This window comes from Roseivirga seohaensis, from assembly GCF_001592945.1.
Classification (GTDB): Bacteria; Bacteroidota; Bacteroidia; order Cytophagales; family Cyclobacteriaceae; genus Roseivirga; species Roseivirga seohaensis.
Genome location: NZ_LRPB01000001.1, coordinates 75,643 through 92,057, shown reverse-complemented (window position 1 = coordinate 92,057; position 16,415 = coordinate 75,643). Strand labels below are relative to the sequence as shown.

Sequence of the window (16,415 nt, the reverse complement as noted above, 5' to 3'; positions counted from 1 at the left end):
GCTGGGGATTTTTGTTGTATCATAATGATGTCTGTATTGTATTTATCGCGCTCTAGTTGAAGTCCTTAAACTTCACCCACATTAAAACTGGGTTTTCATTTGACTCCAGCCCTTCAAGTGTTGTTCTTGTTCTATATTCAACTTGCCCTGGTGCTAATTTCTCAATGATCTCAACAGCATCATAAGATGCCATAGAGGCCAATAGCCTGTCACCTTCCCATTTTATAGGAGTAAACGTATAGAATTCCGTTTCTGCTTTAGAAATATTCAAAGTAAACTGAGCGCCAGTTTCCCGATCGACTATACTCCTGAGTGCGCCACCTCTGAAACCAAGCTCTGACATAAGATATAAATACCTTTCACCCACCAAATGAGACCAAAGCATCCATACTTTTTCCGTGGTGTTAAGGAGTCCCATGGCTTTCTCATAGTCGCCTAATAAGGCGGGGTCTTTCCAAAGCCAGTTATCGCCATAATCCAATTTAATCAAAGGCCTAGCTTGATCGCCTTCTATCATAAAAATAGTATCACTTAATACCGTTCTGTAATCTGCGCCCTCTTTATATTCGTTGAAAGTATTGAAAGTCATTTGCATGAAATCTTGTCTCGCAAAATGAGGAAGGGCAGTGGATCTCCTTTTGAAATTTTCATCCAGAAATACGAGCCTGCCATCTAGGTCATCCGTATTGAGGTTTGCGACATAGCCATTCTTTTGAGGGAAGACATTAGTGTAGGGATACTCCATTTTGAAAGAAGAAATAAAATTTCCTTCATGATCGTAGTTCAAAACTCTATTATTCGCACTGCTGTAAACCACAATATGATCACCTTCTTGCCATATGTCTGTAATGCCCTGATATTCCTCGGGTCCATTTCCATTGTGGTTAAATGCTCCTTCAAACTTACCTTTTTTATTATAACGGAAAATATTGGGCTCCTTTGAATCCACAATTACATAGTGCTCTGCAGATTCGCTTAATTTATAGATGATGCTCATGAAGCCATCGCTCCCTTCTTCAAGCTGCATTATTTCTACTGCTTCAATGGCCGAAGCCAATTTAACCTCTACTGCATCAAGGTTGATTGGGATCGATTTAAAATCATCAGAAGGAATGTTTGTTTCTTTTGACGAATGACTTTCTTGTCCTCCCGAGCAAGAACTCAGCAGAACAGATATTGCGAAAACATATATGGTATACTTCATGGATTTACATTAAGAATTATGGCTTTATAAGATCGACTAAAAATTGAGTGACAAAAAATAACATCGGATTGATTGTTTTGAAAAGTCCAATGGCGGGTTAATAAACAGTGAGCATGATCTATTATTCAGTGGGTACTTTATTGGCCTGCGCCCTTAGGACAAAATATATGAGTAATGACAAAGCGTAAATCATCAATCCGTAGATAGTCGGGATGAAAGTGAGTTTCAAACCTCCAGCCAATACAGCTGGGTGAATATCTCCTGCCGCCTCAATGGCCTGAAATGCACTTGTTAAATCAAGAGCGCTGGCGAGTATGCCTATAATAAAGGCAAACAGGCCTACCTCTTTTATTAGGTTTATCTTTCGTTGTGAATTCTTATTCACCTGATTGGCTAAAACAGCTTTAGCACTAAAAACCGACAAAACGATCATGATTACGGCAATGATAGTTTGAATGCCCATGAACAACTTACTTCCTAAAAAAAATAACTCTAGCATAATTTGAATATTTAAGGGTTAGAACTTGCTTTCAAAGCTATTAAGGAAGCTTTGCAATGTGTAAGTCATATCCATCTGTATACCTGTCGTTAGTCGATATTCGGGTTAAAATAGTAAGAAAGGAGCGGAATTAGTTAACGTTTTACTTAATCTTGAATAATGATCAAGCATTCTCGTCAAGTTATATTTTGGGTATTTGTATTTGCTTTTTTGAACCTGTTATTCGGTTTGAAATGGAGTAATTATCTCGATTCCTTTTACTTCACATCCATGCTTATGCCAGTAGCAATTGCTACTTCATATTTTTTCAATCTTTTTCTGGTTCCACAATATCTAGAAGCAAAAAGATACTTCTGGTTTGCGCTTTATACTTTTTACACCGTGGTGGTTTCGGTTTTTTTATCTGGGCTAATCGCCATGGCAGCATTTGTTTTTCTCACCGACTTCAATTGGAATCGGATGAGCCCTGTGGCTGGCGATATACTGCAATTAGGGGTCATCATCTATTTTGTAGCCATTTTATTCTCTTTCATTCGGGTATACCGATCGAACCTTGAACGAGATGCTAGGATTGCTGCTTTGGAGGAAGCAAATCAGAAAAACCTATTACAAACCATCACAGTAAGGTCGAATCGTGAGGCCGTTTCAATTTCAGTTGATGATATTCTTTATATAGAAAGCCTTGCCGATTATGTTAAAATCAACACGCTTACTGGGGTCGTCATTACCAAAGAAAAAATAAGTGGTTTAGAGAAAATGCTTCCAGAATGGTTTATTCGTATTCATCGGTCTTACCTAGTGAACAAAAATAAAGTGGAAGCCTTCGGCCATGATTATGTTAAAGTTCAAGCCCAACAACTTCCTGTGGGTAGAAAGTATAAAAAGGAGGCTTTGGAAAGAATAAATAATAACAAAGAATTGACGTCTTAAACGTTTCAGGTTTTCAAAACCATACACGTTTTTTAGCAGTTCTAAAGTTTACTCTTCAACTTTCACTCCTCTCCAAAAAGCGACATAGTTTTTGATGCCTTTGGCCATTTCTTTGGTTTCGGGGTAGAACCAAGCGGCATCTGGGTTTTCGCTACCGTTTACTTCAATGGTATAATAACTGGCTACGCCTTTCCATGGGCAGGTGGTGTGCGTGTCTGTTTTTGTGAAGTATTCTTTTTTGATCGAATCGTGAGGGAAATAGTGGTTTCCTTCAATCACAATGGTGTCGTTACTTTCTGCAATTACTTCTTCGTTCCAAATGGCTTTCATGGCTTAAAATTAAAATTGAGGTAAACTATTCCTGTTTTAGGAAGCTTACCTCAATTTAACCGAGCATACTGCTTGCTGGTTCAAAGTTTATTTATCAAATGTCGGACAGTGAACAATTGGATAATTAGACTACATAAATTTAGCCTTTCAGTTTGGCCTCTTCTCTTTCTATTTCTGCTTCTAATTCTCTTTCATGATATACCGCTTGTTCTACTGCATTAGCTACAATGTCAGCCAAAGAGGTATCTAATGCCGAAGGAATCACCTGATCTTTGGTAGGGTGCTCAACGCTCTTTGCAATAGCAAAGGCAGCGGCTAGTTTCATTTCCGTACTGATGGTTTTTGCACGAGCTTTCAGAGCACCTTTGAAAATACCAGGGAAGGCCAAAACATTATTGATCTGATTAGGGTAATCGCTTCTACCAGTGCCTACAATCGCAGCACCTCCTTCAAAAGCTTCTTCTGGGTGAATTTCAGGTTCTGGGTTGGCCATAGCGAAAATGATTGGATCTTTGGCCATGTTCTGAATATCTGCCTTGGTTAGTACATCTCCCTTGCTCACTCCAATAAACACATCGGCTCCTTTGATGATCTCATGAATATCGCCTTCTACATCTTGGAAGTTTGAGTACTTTAAAAGTTCAGTTTTGGCTGAATTTAAGTCGTACCTTCTTCTATGAATAGCGCCCTGACTATCGGCAACGATCAATTGTTTAATTGAAACACAAAGTTCAGATTCTACATTGTAGCAACGTAAAAGCTTGGCAATGGCAATTCCGGCAGCACCAGCCCCATTGATTACTACTTTCATGTCTTCTACTTTTTTGCCTACTACTTTGGCTGCATTAATCAAAGCCGCAAGGGTTACAATGGCGGTTCCGTGTTGATCATCATGAAAAACAGGAATACCAAGGTCTTGTAGCTTTTCTTCGATAATAAAGCTTTCAGGCGCCTTAATATCTTCAAGGTTAATACCTCCAAAAACTGGAGCAATTCTTCTAATAGTATCTATGATATCGTCAGTATCATCGCAATCCAAACAAATAGGAAAGGCATTAACCCCTGCAAATTTTTTAAAGAGCATGGCTTTTCCTTCCATTACCGGTAGAGATGCTAAAGCCCCAATATTGCCTAAACCTAAAACGGCTGTTCCATTTGTAATCACGGCAATAGTATTGCCCTTAATGGTCATGTCGTAGGCCAGCTCTGGATTTTTCTCTATTTCTAAACAAGGTTGGGCAACTCCCGGAGAATACAGCAAAGAAAGGTCTTCCTTACTGTTTACATCCATTTTATTGGTGATTTCGATTTTCCCTTTAAGGTTGTTATGTAGGTCGATAGACTTTTTATATACTTCTTTCATATTCGTAGTTCCGCTTTTCAATTCTTTACCCCCATTGGGTAAACGGCCGTAAAGTTAGGGATATCATCGCTATTAGCAGCCAAATATTCTTTCTCAAATCACTAAATGTTGGCGATTGACGATTGCCTGGGTGTCTATTCTAGCCATTATATTTGGAGGACTAAACTTTCTTTTTAAAGCTGGTAGCTTAAAAAACATGACGTACATCATTAAAATTATCTAACCATTTTCGGTAATTCATGGTTGAAAATATGAAATCACTAAAAAGCTAAAACCATGAAAACCATCCTCGTACCCATAGATTTTTCTGAACAGTCTAAATATGCTTTGAATTTTGCTGCTCAATTGGCCGAAAAAGGCAAACTTCAAATTCAAGCTATTCATATTATTGAAGGCCCCCAAAACCATACTTTCAATACTATGGGTGATGGTATTGCCAATGAATCGGAGGACTATTTTTTCTTAAAGCAACTGCTTGAGAAGACCAAAGAAAACATGCGCAACCTTGTGGAAAGTAAGGCTTATGCAGGAATTAATATTATAGGTTCTGTAGAGATAGGGAATCCGTATCAGAGTATCTCAAAGGCCATTGCCGATCATCAGGCTGATTTGGTTGTGATGGGTTCTAAAGGTGTAAGTGGGATTGATGAAGTGTTAATTGGCTCGAATACTGAAAAAGTTGTGCGTCATGCCAAATGTCCTGTAATTACTATCAAGTCAGAAGTAAAATTGAATACCATTCAGAATATAGTGTTGGCCACCAATTTACGTGAAGAACAATCGATACTTTTTGTAGAGCTTAAAAAATTACAAGCATTAACTGGAGCTAAATTGCATTTGGTAAAAATAAATACCACCAACGATTTCCATACCCAGCGTCAAATGCAAGATGAGTTTGTGAGGTATATCAACGACCATCAATTGGCCAATGTGCATACGGCAATTTATAATGAGACTTCTGAAGAAGAGGGGATTTTGGCTTATGCCGAAGATGTTAATGCCGATATGATTGCCATTGGAACACACGGTCGAACCGGCTTGCTTCATTTATTGAGTGGAAGTATTGCTGAAGATTTGGTGAATCATTCTCAAATTCCAGTTTGGACACTCTCTAGGAAGAAATAAGGATCGATAGATCCAAAATCAGAATTTCAATACAGAAAGCCCGAAATTGCTCGGGCTTTCTTATTTTTGAAAATGGCCAAGAAAAGTAATCGAGATAAGGGACGTTCTGGAGTAGTCTATTCTACCAGCGATGATTTTCAATACGAATATGAAAACGATTTCACCCAAGAGACGCTAGTGCCTAGTGCTCAAAAGTTGAAGGTGATGTTGGATAAAAAAAGCCGTGGAGGTAAGCAAGTAACCCTTGTGGAAGGTTTTGTGGGTACGGATGACGACTTGAAAGAACTGGGTAAACTACTCAAGCAGAAATGTGGTGTAGGTGGGTCGGCTAAAGACGGAGAGATTCTAATTCAAGGAGACTTTAGAGATAAAATACTTCAGTTGCTCCAATCGGAAGGTTACAATGTCAAAAGGGTAGGAGGATAAAGGAATACTGCTCCGTTAAAAGATCATCCAATAGCCAGAATGAAATACAGGAAGTTTGCGCTCACCGCTTTTCATTCTGAGGCACGAAGGATATAGAAACGAGAAGTTTTTAATCAACATTAGAACTTATGAGAACCCTACTTTTACTCACCATTTGTTCCGTATTGCTTGGTTGCCAGTTCAGTGAAAAGGAAATTCCGACCACCTCAGGTTTTCTAGAAATCAACGGTTCTCAAGTGTATTATAAAACCATGGGGCAGGGCGATCCTCTGGTGATTGTCCATGGCGGCCCTGTGATGGAGCATTCCTATTTTCTCCCTCATTTTGAAGAACTCGCCAAAGACTACCAGCTTATCTTTTACGATCAAAGGGCTTGCGGACAATCTTCCGTAGAGGTACAAGTCGAGACCATGAACTTAGCAGGTTTCGTAGACGACATAGAGCAAATCAGACAAGCACTGAAGCTAGAGAAGATTAATTTGTTCGGCCATTCTTGGGGTGGATTACTGGCCATGAAATACGGAATCAAGTATCCTGAAAATTTAAATCACCTCATACTCTCCAACTCCATTGCACCAAGTGTAGCCGATTGGCAATTAGAAGGTGGTCGTGTTTCAGAAAGGGCTACGAATAAAGATCGCGAAGACCGCCAAGCCATTATGGAGTCTGGGGCATTGCAAACTTTAAACCCCTCTAAAGCAATTGAAAAGCTCTTACGCATATCATTCCGACCTCAAATGTACGATACCACGAACTTGAGTAAGCTCAAGCTCTTTGTGCCACAAGATTATATGCAGCGCAGTCAGGTTTTTGGCTTATTGGGACCCGATTTAGCGGATTTCGACCTTTATTCTGACTTGAAGAAAATCACCTGCCCTACGTTGATTATCTATGGCAGTGAAGAACCTGCCGCAAGCCTTCATGCCGAAAGAATGACGGATAGCTTCCCTAACGGTCAACTGTCCATCATTCAAAAATCTGGTCACTTTCCTTTTGTAGAAAATGAAAAGCAGTTTTTCGCAACCATTCAATCCTTTTTAGAAAAATAATATCAAGCGGCCCTCCAAAAGTTGGTAGTTCTATTTTATTTCGAACCCAAACTGTTGATTTTCTTTAGCGCAAAACTGGGGGCTATTCTGAAAAGCGCATAAAGAATTTTCACTCCTGCTACCTTAATTTCAGTTTGACCTTTTCTCAATCCTTTGAGCATTCCTTCTACCGCTTTTTCTACCGTAATGGCAATTTTAGGTGGATTTCCTTTGTGCCATGGCGTATTTACTACTGGCAATAATATTTCAATTATTTCAAGGTTTCGTTTCGAAGACTGAATTCTGAGCACTTGAGTAAATGAATGTAAAGCAGCTTTAGTCGCACTATAAAACGGGTAAACAGCTCGGGGCGAATAGACCAAACCAGATGTAATGTTAATCACTGCGGGATTTGGATTTTGTTCTAACAGCGGAGAGAAAAGTTTTGTCAGAGCAATTGGAGCCATTAGATTGACCTGAATTTCCTTTTTCGCTACTTCTAGAATATCGGGCGTATCATGAAAATTGAGGGTATGAGTAATGGCTGCATTGTTCACCAAAACATTACAGGTAGGGTGTTTTTCCTTGACCCAATCAAAGAGTTTTGTAGGGCCTTCTTCTTCAGATAAATCGCAAGCCAAATAATCGATAGAAGGCATTTGAGCTTTTGTGCGCTTTAATTTTTCTAGTGAGCTGCCACAGATCAATACTTTATTGTTGAGTTGGATTAACCTTTGGGCAAGTTCCAGTCCAACGCCTGAACTTCCTCCGGTAATTAATACGGTGTTGTTTTCAAGTTTCATCTTTTTTGACAAAACTAGACTCCGTGAAAACTCAAAACATTGACCTAGGTTAAGATAGCTCTTTTTTTCTTACGCGGCTTAAAGATTCTGGGGCTATTCCTAAATAGGATGCAATCATATGCTGCTTCAATCTGTGTTCTAGATTTGGGAAACGCTCTAGAAAAACTTGGTAACGGCTTTCTGCATCCAAGAACAAAAATTCCCGTTCGCGAGCTTCTTTCATAATGAATGCCTTTTCCAATACTTTAATCAATAACTCATTCCAGCAGGGGTGGCTTTCTTTCAATCGGAGCCAGCTTACATAACTGATGGTCAGTACTTCCGAATCTTCCAGTGCCTCGATAGAAAAGTACGAAGCTTGGTTCAATACCATGGCCGAATAAGCACTTACAAAGCTATGTTCGGGCATAAAAACTTTGGTGTATTCTTTTCCCTCTTGGTCGGTATAAAGAAAACGGAACAGGCCTTTTGTAACAAAGCCAAAAATCTTGGGTGTTTCTCCGGCTTCAATAAAACGATCGCCTTTCTTCAATTGAACCAGTTTTGTCAAAGATAAGAATCGCTGAGTTTCAGAAGATGGCACTCCACTAAACCATGGACTTTGGATTACTTTTTCTGTAGCGGGGTTAATAGTCATTGGTTTATACTGGTATTTAAGAAGGAGTACAAGGGTCTAATTTACTCTTTTCAAGAGAAAAATACTGAATCAGAGGAACCATCTAGGCATGAAAACTCTTCCTTAACTCTGGTTCTGAAAAATAATGTTGAAATTTTTCAACAACGCGGGAACTAATCAATCGTTATACTGATTGAACGTTCATTCAGTTTAAGTAAATCCATTATGGAACCCATAGCAGAAAAGAAAAAACTCATTTTAGAAAGTGCCTTAGCGCTTATTAAAGATCATGGTTTTCATGGTTGCCCAATGAGCATGATGGCGAAAAATGCAGGAGTGGCAGCAGGCACCATTTATACCTATTTCGATAGCAAAGATGACTTGATTGGTGAGCTATTCTTTTACGCAAAGAGTATAATTTTTAACCATGTAAGCGGAAGCGATGATCCTTCGTTGGATTTTAAAACACGATTTTTTAACTACTGGAATAACTTAAGTGAGCTCTATTTAGACCGCCCAGAAATACAGAGCTTCTTTGAACAATTTATGATTTCACCTTTCAATACCCGTGAAATTCAGAATGCAGATTCTCCATGGCATGATTGGAATAGTAACTTCTTTCAAGAAGGAATTGACAAGGGGATTTTAAGAAATCTTTCGCCCGACATTCTCTTTATCATGGTGATCGGAAGTGTCAATTCCATGTCGAAAGTCAGGCAGAATTTTAGTGAAAAAGTTGCAGAAAGAGGAATCGATCTTAATCAACTCGCAGAAATGACCTGGGACGCGATTAGGAAACAGTAAGATTTTCCCCACAAAAGAATAAACATAAACCTTTAAAACAGATAGATTATTATGAGAGGAATTAAGCAATTCTTGCTTTATGGCCTATTGGTTTTTCTAGTGCCCAAACTAACAATTGGACAAGAAAATCAACCAATGAATACCAAACTCAGCTTAGACCAGATTTTGGATTACGCCTTAGAAAATAGCCCCATGATTCAGCAATCGTTGCTGGATGAAGAAATTGGGGAACATGAAATTAAATCAAGTTTATCGGGTTGGTTGCCTCAGGTGACTGCCGATTTTGGTGCTTCGCATAATATTAAGCGCCAAACTCAGGTCATTGGAGATCAGCTAATCACTTTTGGGCAGAATTATAATTCAAACCTGCTTTTTCAGGTAAATCAGACATTATTTAATCGCGACCAGTTTTTTGCTTCACAAACAAAAGACTTGGTGCGTTCGCAACTCGATCAGAGCACTGAAGGAAATAAGATGAATACGGTGGTGATGGTAAGCAAAGCATACTACGATATTTTATTGACTTACGAGCAACTCGAAATTTTAGATGAAAACCTGAACCGTTTGCAAAAACAGTATCAGGATGCTAAAAGCCGTTACGAATCTGGCTTGGTAGATAAAACGGACTATCAAAGGGCTGGTATATCACTTTCTAATCTTAAAAGCGATAGAAACCGAGTAGCTACTTCTTTGGATGCTAAGTTTGCTTATTTAAAACAGTTAATGGGTTTTCCATTGCCCAATGATTTGAATTTAGATTTTGATTATGCGGCCATGGAAAAGGAAACCGTGATGGATACTACTGAGGAATTAATGGTGCAAAACCGAATTGAGCATCAACAAATGGAAACGCAACTCTCCTTATTTGGATTGCAAACCAAGTATCAAAAGTGGTCATACATCCCTAAGGTTTCGGCCTATTATAATTATAATATGTTGTTTTTTAATAATGAATTTTCCGATCTGTACCGAAAAAATTACCCTACTTCTGTGGTGGGTGTTTCTGTGGGCATACCAATCTTTCAAGGTGGAAAAAGAACTCAACAGATTAAGATTGCCGAACTCAATGAAGAGCGTCTTCAGTTAAGCAAAACCAATTTAGAAAGCCAAATCAACACCGAATACGAAACGGCTTTGGCTTCGTACAAAAGTAATCTCTATGAATGGGAGTCGGTAAAAGAAAACATGGAATTGGCTGAAGAGGTGTACAACATTATCAAGTTACAATATGATGAAGGTATCAAAGCCTACGTGGATCTTATTGTGGCAGAAACCGAACTAAGAACTTCACAACTCAACCACTACAATGCACTTTATAAGGTTTTAGCCAGCAAGCTCGACCTGAAAAAGGCTTTAGGATACATAGAAATCAATTGATCAAGCAAATAACTATTTCAAAATAATGAGAACACAAGCTACAATATTGACCTTGGCTGTAATGCTATTTGGCATTTCATCATGCAGCAAATCAGAGGCCACTGTACAACAAGCTGCACCTCCGGCTGTGGCGGTAAAAGCTATTACGGTAGAACAAAAACAGGTAACTGCAATAGATGAATATCCTTCCACAGTAGTACCTAAAAACGAGGTAGAATTAAGACCTCAAATTAGTGGTACAATTACCAATATTTTTATTCAAGATGGGCAAACTGTTAAGAAGGGGCAGAAGCTTTATGAGATCGATCGAAGTAAATATGTAGCAGCAAAACAGCAAGCAGAAGCGGCTGTTGCTATTGCGGAATCTAATTTGGCTCGAATCACAAAAGATGTAGAGCGTTATGAACGATTGATTGAAAAAGATGCTATTGCAAAGCAGCAAGTAGATTATGCTAAAGCCGATTTGCTTACAGCACAGTCGCAGCTTACTGCGGCTAAAGCACAATTAGAAAGCTCAAAAACCGATTTGAGCTACACTTTAGTAACAGCTCCGTTCGATGGTACCATCGGTATTTCGCAAGTACGTTTAGGAGCTCAAGTTTCACCGGGTCAGCCATTGCTGAACACCTTGTCGTCAGACAACCCAATTTTGGTGAACTTCTCGATAAGTGAGCGCGAAATTCCTAGGTTCAATCGCTTGATGAAAGGAAACGATAATCCAGATTCACTTTTCACTATCTCTTTTCACGATGGATCAGTTTACCCGTTTGTGGGTGAATTAGTAACAATAGATCGCGCTGTTGGAAGACAATCAGGAACGATCAGTTTGAGAGTGAAATTCGACAATCCGAATCGTGACCTTATTTCAGGAATGACGGTTTCTATGCGCGTAATCAACCAAGATTATGGTCAGCAAGTAATCATTCCTTACAAAGCCGTAACCGAGCAAATGGGAGAATACTTTGTCTATGTAATCGACAATGAAAATACGGTGAGTCAGCGCAAGCTAGAATTGGGGAGTTTACTAGGCGCAAACATAGCGGTGCGCAGTGGTTTAAAGCCAGGAGAGAAAATTGTTTTTGAAGGAATTCAGAAACTTAGACAGGGCGCCAAAGTAGCACCTGAAATGCTTCCTTCTCAATTGTAATATCAATTCCATCTTCAAAAATTAAAAAGAATGATATCACAAACTTTTATAAAACGGCCAGTCATGGCAATGGTAATTTCCATTGTGATTGTGCTGGTAGGGGCTTTGGCAGCACTCAATTTGCCGGTTACCCAATACCCAGATATTACACCGCCAGTGGTTTCTGTTTCGGCCAATTATACTGGCGCAGATGCTAAAACGGTGGAGCAAACGGTAGCTACACCTATCGAAACGCAGATTAACGGTACTCCGGGCATGGCTTACATTAGCTCGAACAACACAAGCACTGGCCAAATGCAAATGAACGTAACCTTTGAAGTAGGTACCGACATTAATATTGCCACTTTGGACGTGCAAAACCGTGTGAGTATTGCTGAACCTACTTTGCCAGAGGCTGTTCAGCGTTTGGGTGTAACAGTAAGAAAGCGTAACCCAAGTATCATGATGGTAATTGGCTTGTATTCGCCAGAAGGTTCTCACGATACTAAGTTTCTTTCCAATTACGCCAACATCTATGTGCGCGATGCGCTATTGAGGGTAAAAGGGGTAGGAGACATTGTTTCTATAGGTCAAGATTTCAGTATGAGGGTTTGGTTGAAACCAGACAAACTTGCTCAGTATGGAATTTCTTCTGCAGAAGTAACGGCTGCCATTAGAGAGCAAAACTTACAAGTAGCTGCCGGAACTGTGGGTGGAATGCCTCAGTATCAATCACAGGCTTTTGAATACCCAATTACCGTGAATGGTAGATTGGAAAATGAGGCTGAGTTCGAAGACATTGTTCTGAGAACTGATGTTGATGGTTCTTTAGTGTATTTGAAAGATGTAGCCAGGGTAGAATTGGGTCAGTTCAGTTATGGTCGTCAGTCGATTATCAACCAGAAAGACGCTACTATTTTGTTGGTGTACCAAGCACCGGGCAGTAACGCTATAGATACTGCCGAAGGAATTTATGAGGCGATGGATGAGCTGAAAGCGGCTTTTCCTGCCGATATGGATTATATCGTGCCGTTCGAGGCGGTTTCAGTGGTGCAGGTTTCCATCAATGAAGTACTGACCACTTTTGCTGAAGCATTGCTTTTGGTAATTATCGTTGTGTTCCTCTTCCTGCAAAGTTGGAGGGCTACTTTAGTACCAATCTTGGCGATTCCAGTTTCTATTATCGGAACCTTCATTTTCTTTGTGCCGCTTGGTTTTACCATCAACACATTAACCATGTTTGGCTTCGTATTGGCCATTGGTATTGTGGTAGATGATGCCATTGTGGTGGTAGAAGCTGCTCAGCATTACATCGATCGTTATAAGCTTTCAGCCAAAGAGGCAACCATGCGGGCTATGAAAGACATTACTGCACCAGTAATTGCTATCGCTTTAATTTTGGCTGCGGTATTTATACCAGTTGGTTTTATTCCGGGTATTGTAGGTAGAATGTACCAGCAATTTGCCATCACTATTGCCATTTCAGTATTGATTTCGGCTTTTGTGGCTTTAACACTTACTCCGGCATTGTGTAGTTTATTGTTGCGTCCGTCTAAAGTGAATGAAAATGGAAAAGGCATTAATAAGTTCTTCTTCAAATTCAATAATTGGTTCGAAAGAGTAACTTCTTCTTACTCAAATGGAGTGAAAAGAAGTATTAAAGGAGCTCCACTGGTATTGATTCTATTGGCCTGTATTTTCGCAGGAACCATCGGTTTATTCCAGTCAAAGCCAACCGGTTTTATTCCTACTGAAGATGAAGGACGTTTGTTCATTTCATTAGAGTTGCCAGAAGGTGCGTCTAGCGCCAGAACAAGAGCGGTAATGGATGAAATGGCGCAAATCATAAATGACACCGAGGGCATAAACAATGCCACAGGTATTGGTGGATTGAATGCGATTAACTTCTCGTTTAAGCCAAACTCAGGTACTTTCTTCCTTCAAATGGATCCTTGGGAACAAAGAAAAGAACCTTCTCAGCAGTTATTTGGCCTTATTGGTCAGTTAACTCAGAAATTTGGAGTGATTAAAGAAGCCAATATTGTGGTAATTCCACCGCCAGCCATTCCTGGTTTAGGTCAAACAGGTGGATTTAGTTTTATGCTAGAACAAAAAGCTGGTGGCGACATCAAAGAATTGGAACAAGTGATGGGGCAGTTCTTAATGGCGGCCAATCAGAGGCCTGAAATTGCTATGGCCTATAGTTTCTTTACCGCAAAAACTCCAGGCTATAATGTTGAAGTAGACCGTGAAAAAGCGAAGAAACTTGGGGTGAATATTTCGGATGTATTTGCCACCATGTCGAATTACATGGGAAGTAGCTACATCAACGATTTCACACGCTACGGAAGAAACTTTAGGGTAGTAGCCCAAGCAGATACTTCGTACAGAACTAGAATTGAGGATTTAAATCAGTTTTATGTGCAAAGCCGACAAGGTGGAGCGGTACCGTTGAGTGCTTTAATCAGTTACAAAGTTGTAGAAAACGCACCAGTGATTTCTCACTACAACCTTTTCCGTTCTTTAGAAATTAATGGTAATGCTGCCCCAGGCTATAGTTCTGGTCAAGCTTTAGCGGCTTTAGAAGAAGTGGCTGCGGAAGTACTACCTGCAGGCTATGGTTACGATTTCTCCGGCTTGAGTAAGGAAGAATTGTCGTCTGGCAATAGCACGATTATGATTTTCGCTTTGGCGATTGTCTTGGTGTCATTGTTATTGGCTGCTTTATACGAAAGCTGGTCGGTGCCTTTCTCAGTGCTTTTGGCTTTGCCATTGGGTGCTTTTGGAGCCATTGTAGCCCTTACTTTCTTGCCGAAATTAGACAATAATGTATATGCTCAAATTGGTTTGATTACGCTGATTGGTTTGGCTGCCAAAAACGCTATTCTAATTGTGGAATTTGCCAAAGAGCGTGTGGATAGAGGTGTGCCATTAGTGGCGGCTACTTTAGATGCAGTGAAACTGAGGTTACGTCCGATTATCATGACATCATTGGCCTTTATTTTGGGCGTTGTGCCTTTGGCAATGGCGCATGGTGCAGGAGCGGTAGCACGTCAAACCATTGGCTGGACAGTGATTGGAGGTATGCTTGCCGCTACATTCTTGGCCATTTTCTTTGTGCCAGTATTGTATGTAGTGATCACAAGAATTGCGTACGGTAAAAAAGAATTGGCAGCATTAGAAGCCAGTTATGTTCCTGAAGAGGAATAGAAAATAGTTGTTAGTTGTTGATGTATGGAAACCGGCTTGATTTATTTCGAGTCGGTTTTTTTATGGGAAGTTGAATTATTTCAAATGAAATTAGTTCTTGGAATTCGTAGTAAGAGGTATGTCTTTCGGAGCTATTTCAATTACTTTTCCGTTGCGAGAAACGATTAAAGGACTATTGTTCCTTTTCTTGAACTCAACCATTTTTCTGTAAGCCTCCTTAAGTCCCAAGCTTACTTTTTGCTCTAATTCTTTTAATTCGTCTTTAATGTCCATTATACTTTCTGTTTAAATCAGACCAAATTTTTTCATTTTTTATAACCACTTCAGAACCCGATCCTTGAGCAATAAACTCAAAATTTTCAGACGAGTTGTCCACCAAAATCCATTTATCCACAATGGATTTATAGATTTTAAAGAAGTTTACTAAACCGTTAAAGTATCTTCTTTCAATTGTTGTAACTGGAATGTTATGCCCTCCTTCTTTAACTCTTGTTTCAACTCTATGAATTGCCAAGCCAACGGAGTCAAGTGCTAAGAAAAGCAGTATAACTTCGTAATCACGTACTCTTGTCATTTTAACAAACCCTTGATAAGACTTTGTTGATAACGTTGTTTCAAACGCAAATGATTCTTCATTGTTTACCAGTTCTTTGATCCTTAGAAGCATTAATCTGCCAGCTCTGATGCCAGCTTTCTCTGGGTTTAAAGGAGAAATCCCTTTCGCTATTTCATCTGCGTTTACGAATTCGTCACAGTCAAATATTTCTGGAAGAATTGTGTAGGAAAGAGTTGTCTTTCCAGCTCCATTGGCCCTGCTATGATGTACATTCTCTTCACATCACAAATATAGGATTTCTTATCCTAGTTATTGTAGAAGCCCTTTCAACAAGTTAAGCCTTCCATTTAGTGACTTTCTTTAATTATGATTTAAGCTTACTTCAAAATACTAATCGAGTAAATCTTAACCTTCTCTACTAGGTATTGATTTTTGTCTTCTCGTTGCTGAATTTTTTTAACGATATCCATTCCTTTGGTCACCTTACCAAAGGTGGCGAAACCTTGCCCATCAGGGTTTCTCTTTCCTCCGAAATCCAGTGAAGGTTGGTCTCCGATACAGATGAAAAATTCAGCAGTAGCCGTGCCCGGCCCAACACGAGCCATAGATAAAACACCGTCTTTGTGTAAAATTCCAGTTTTCTCGGTGGTTTCATGTTCAATAGGCGGATAAGAAGTCACCGAACGGTTATAGGAAATTCCACCTTGAATCACTTCAATCTTCACCTCATTATTGGGTTGATTGTCCATTCTTACTGTACGGTAAAAACTGGCGCTATCAAACTTATGGTTCTCAATGTACTTAATGAAATTTGCTACAGTAATAGGCGCCTTATCTGGGTTAAGTTCGGCCATAATGGAACCCAATTCGGTTTTTATTTCAATATTTATCACTTGGGCTTTAAGACCGAAAAATGAAGTCAGAAGCAGCAATGTGAAGAGGAATGTTCTTTTCATAGCAAATCGTTTGATAGTATGAAAGATATGTTTTTTAATAATTAACCTGCCTAAGAATTTGG

The 16,415-nt window shown here is 39.5% G+C and carries 17 protein-coding genes; 8 read left to right on the top strand and 9 right to left on the bottom strand.

Annotated features, from left to right (window positions below; genetic code table 11):
* Window positions 1-52 precede the first annotated feature (52 nt).
* Both AWW67_RS00430 and AWW67_RS00425 read right to left on the bottom strand, forming a co-directional pair.
* The gene (locus AWW67_RS00430) at window positions 53-1,204 is read right to left on the bottom strand and encodes a DUF4934 domain-containing protein (protein ID WP_062299444.1); all 1,152 of its coding nucleotides are present in this window, start codon (window positions 1,202-1,204) and stop codon (window positions 53-55) included.
* A 121-nt stretch (window positions 1,205-1,325) separates the two neighbouring features.
* On the bottom strand, window positions 1,326-1,703 hold the full coding sequence (locus AWW67_RS00425; RefSeq protein ID WP_062299442.1) for a MotA/TolQ/ExbB proton channel family protein: 378 nt from the start codon (window positions 1,701-1,703) through the stop codon (window positions 1,326-1,328).
* Between the two features lie 276 nt (window positions 1,704-1,979).
* Here AWW67_RS00425 and AWW67_RS00420 point away from each other — a divergent pair, with 276 nt between their 5' ends.
* Window positions 1,980-2,633 carry a LytR/AlgR family response regulator transcription factor gene (locus tag AWW67_RS00420; protein WP_176699971.1) on the top strand — a complete coding sequence of 218 codons (654 nt, stop codon included), beginning with the start codon at window positions 1,980-1,982 and terminating at the stop codon, window positions 2,631-2,633.
* 48 nt (window positions 2,634-2,681) lie between these two features.
* Here AWW67_RS00420 and AWW67_RS00415 read toward each other — a convergent pair whose 3' ends face one another.
* Both AWW67_RS00415 and AWW67_RS00410 read right to left on the bottom strand, forming a co-directional pair.
* Entirely contained in the window at window positions 2,682-2,963 is a 282-nt protein-coding gene (locus AWW67_RS00415) for a DUF427 domain-containing protein (RefSeq protein WP_053223786.1), read from the bottom strand.
* Window positions 2,964-3,102: 139 nt separating this feature from the next.
* Window positions 3,103-4,326: an NAD(P)-dependent malic enzyme gene (locus AWW67_RS00410; protein WP_053223787.1), complete on the bottom strand. Its 1,224-nt coding sequence runs from the start codon at window positions 4,324-4,326 to the stop codon at window positions 3,103-3,105.
* A gap of 276 nt (window positions 4,327-4,602) precedes the next feature.
* Here AWW67_RS00410 and AWW67_RS00405 point away from each other — a divergent pair, with 276 nt between their 5' ends.
* The 3 genes from AWW67_RS00405 (at window position 4,603) to AWW67_RS00395 (ending at window position 6,926) form a co-directional block, all read left to right on the top strand.
* On the top strand, window positions 4,603-5,451 hold the full coding sequence (locus tag AWW67_RS00405) for a universal stress protein (protein WP_062299439.1): 849 nt from the start codon (window positions 4,603-4,605) through the stop codon (window positions 5,449-5,451).
* Between the two features lie 72 nt (window positions 5,452-5,523).
* Window positions 5,524-5,877 carry a translation initiation factor gene (locus tag AWW67_RS00400; RefSeq protein WP_062299437.1) on the top strand — a complete coding sequence of 118 codons (354 nt, stop codon included), beginning with the start codon at window positions 5,524-5,526 and terminating at the stop codon, window positions 5,875-5,877.
* A gap of 128 nt (window positions 5,878-6,005) precedes the next feature.
* Window positions 6,006-6,926, top strand: a complete 921-nt coding sequence (locus tag AWW67_RS00395; RefSeq protein WP_062299435.1) for a proline iminopeptidase-family hydrolase — start codon at window positions 6,006-6,008, stop codon at window positions 6,924-6,926.
* 35 nt (window positions 6,927-6,961) lie between these two features.
* Here AWW67_RS00395 and AWW67_RS00390 read toward each other — a convergent pair whose 3' ends face one another.
* The gene (locus tag AWW67_RS00390; protein WP_062299434.1) at window positions 6,962-7,708 is read right to left on the bottom strand and encodes an SDR family oxidoreductase; all 747 of its coding nucleotides are present in this window, start codon (window positions 7,706-7,708) and stop codon (window positions 6,962-6,964) included.
* Window positions 7,709-7,757: 49 nt separating this feature from the next.
* Window positions 7,758-8,345, bottom strand: a complete 588-nt coding sequence (locus AWW67_RS00385) for a Crp/Fnr family transcriptional regulator (protein ID WP_062299432.1) — start codon at window positions 8,343-8,345, stop codon at window positions 7,758-7,760.
* A gap of 204 nt (window positions 8,346-8,549) precedes the next feature.
* Between AWW67_RS00385 and AWW67_RS00380 the strand changes: the two genes are divergently transcribed.
* From AWW67_RS00380 to AWW67_RS00365, 4 genes are read left to right on the top strand one after another with little or no spacing between them, the layout of a single operon-like run.
* On the top strand, window positions 8,550-9,128 hold the full coding sequence (locus AWW67_RS00380) for a TetR/AcrR family transcriptional regulator (RefSeq protein ID WP_053223793.1): 579 nt from the start codon (window positions 8,550-8,552) through the stop codon (window positions 9,126-9,128).
* A gap of 51 nt (window positions 9,129-9,179) precedes the next feature.
* Window positions 9,180-10,505: a TolC family protein gene (locus tag AWW67_RS00375; RefSeq protein WP_062299430.1), complete on the top strand. Its 1,326-nt coding sequence runs from the start codon at window positions 9,180-9,182 to the stop codon at window positions 10,503-10,505.
* Window positions 10,506-10,530: 25 nt separating this feature from the next.
* Window positions 10,531-11,652, top strand: coding sequence for an efflux RND transporter periplasmic adaptor subunit (locus AWW67_RS00370; protein ID WP_062299429.1), 1,122 nt, complete (start codon window positions 10,531-10,533; stop codon window positions 11,650-11,652).
* Between the two features lie 30 nt (window positions 11,653-11,682).
* A complete protein-coding gene (locus tag AWW67_RS00365; protein WP_062299427.1) occupies window positions 11,683-14,841 on the top strand; it encodes an efflux RND transporter permease subunit in 3,159 nt (1,052 codons plus the stop codon).
* Between the two features lie 90 nt (window positions 14,842-14,931).
* Here AWW67_RS00365 and AWW67_RS00360 read toward each other — a convergent pair whose 3' ends face one another.
* The 3 genes from AWW67_RS00360 to AWW67_RS00350 form a co-directional block, all read right to left on the bottom strand.
* Window positions 14,932-15,114 (bottom strand): DUF8506 family protein, encoded by a 183-nt coding sequence (locus tag AWW67_RS00360; protein WP_053223797.1) that lies wholly within the window; start codon window positions 15,112-15,114, stop codon window positions 14,932-14,934.
* Window positions 15,104-15,604: an ATPase gene (locus tag AWW67_RS19130; RefSeq protein ID WP_260311200.1), complete on the bottom strand. Its 501-nt coding sequence runs from the start codon at window positions 15,602-15,604 to the stop codon at window positions 15,104-15,106. The genes AWW67_RS00360 and AWW67_RS19130 overlap by 11 nt, the downstream gene beginning before the upstream one ends.
* Window positions 15,605-15,774: 170 nt before the next feature.
* Window positions 15,775-16,353 (bottom strand): peptidylprolyl isomerase, encoded by a 579-nt coding sequence (locus AWW67_RS00350; protein WP_071387015.1) that lies wholly within the window; start codon window positions 16,351-16,353, stop codon window positions 15,775-15,777.
* Window positions 16,354-16,415 lie beyond the last annotated feature (62 nt).

What these genes read in the sequence shown, in the direction of transcription:
- AWW67_RS00365 (WP_062299427.1), top strand. Translation starts at nt 11,683, where the DNA reads ATGATATCACAAACTTTTATAAAACGGCCAGTCATGGCAATGGTAATT.
- AWW67_RS00410 (WP_053223787.1), bottom strand. Translation starts at nt 4,326, where the DNA reads ATGAAAGAAGTATATAAAAAGTCTATCGACCTACATAACAACCTTAAA.
- AWW67_RS00360 (WP_053223797.1), bottom strand. Translation starts at nt 15,114, where the DNA reads ATGGACATTAAAGACGAATTAAAAGAATTAGAGCAAAAAGTAAGCTTG.
- AWW67_RS00415 (WP_053223786.1), bottom strand. Translation starts at nt 2,963, where the DNA reads ATGAAAGCCATTTGGAACGAAGAAGTAATTGCAGAAAGTAACGACACC.
- AWW67_RS00395 (WP_062299435.1), top strand. Translation starts at nt 6,006, where the DNA reads ATGAGAACCCTACTTTTACTCACCATTTGTTCCGTATTGCTTGGTTGC.
- AWW67_RS00385 (WP_062299432.1), bottom strand. Translation starts at nt 8,345, where the DNA reads ATGACTATTAACCCCGCTACAGAAAAAGTAATCCAAAGTCCATGGTTT.
- AWW67_RS00350 (WP_071387015.1), bottom strand. Translation starts at nt 16,353, where the DNA reads ATGAAAAGAACATTCCTCTTCACATTGCTGCTTCTGACTTCATTTTTC.
- AWW67_RS00425 (WP_062299442.1), bottom strand. Translation starts at nt 1,703, where the DNA reads ATGCTAGAGTTATTTTTTTTAGGAAGTAAGTTGTTCATGGGCATTCAA.
- AWW67_RS00405 (WP_062299439.1), top strand. Translation starts at nt 4,603, where the DNA reads ATGAAAACCATCCTCGTACCCATAGATTTTTCTGAACAGTCTAAATAT.
- AWW67_RS00380 (WP_053223793.1), top strand. Translation starts at nt 8,550, where the DNA reads ATGGAACCCATAGCAGAAAAGAAAAAACTCATTTTAGAAAGTGCCTTA.
- AWW67_RS00370 (WP_062299429.1), top strand. Translation starts at nt 10,531, where the DNA reads ATGAGAACACAAGCTACAATATTGACCTTGGCTGTAATGCTATTTGGC.
- AWW67_RS00375 (WP_062299430.1), top strand. Translation starts at nt 9,180, where the DNA reads ATGAGAGGAATTAAGCAATTCTTGCTTTATGGCCTATTGGTTTTTCTA.
- AWW67_RS00430 (WP_062299444.1), bottom strand. Translation starts at nt 1,204, where the DNA reads ATGAAGTATACCATATATGTTTTCGCAATATCTGTTCTGCTGAGTTCT.
- AWW67_RS00400 (WP_062299437.1), top strand. Translation starts at nt 5,524, where the DNA reads ATGGCCAAGAAAAGTAATCGAGATAAGGGACGTTCTGGAGTAGTCTAT.
- AWW67_RS00390 (WP_062299434.1), bottom strand. Translation starts at nt 7,708, where the DNA reads ATGAAACTTGAAAACAACACCGTATTAATTACCGGAGGAAGTTCAGGC.
- AWW67_RS00420 (WP_176699971.1), top strand. Translation starts at nt 1,980, where the DNA reads ATGCCAGTAGCAATTGCTACTTCATATTTTTTCAATCTTTTTCTGGTT.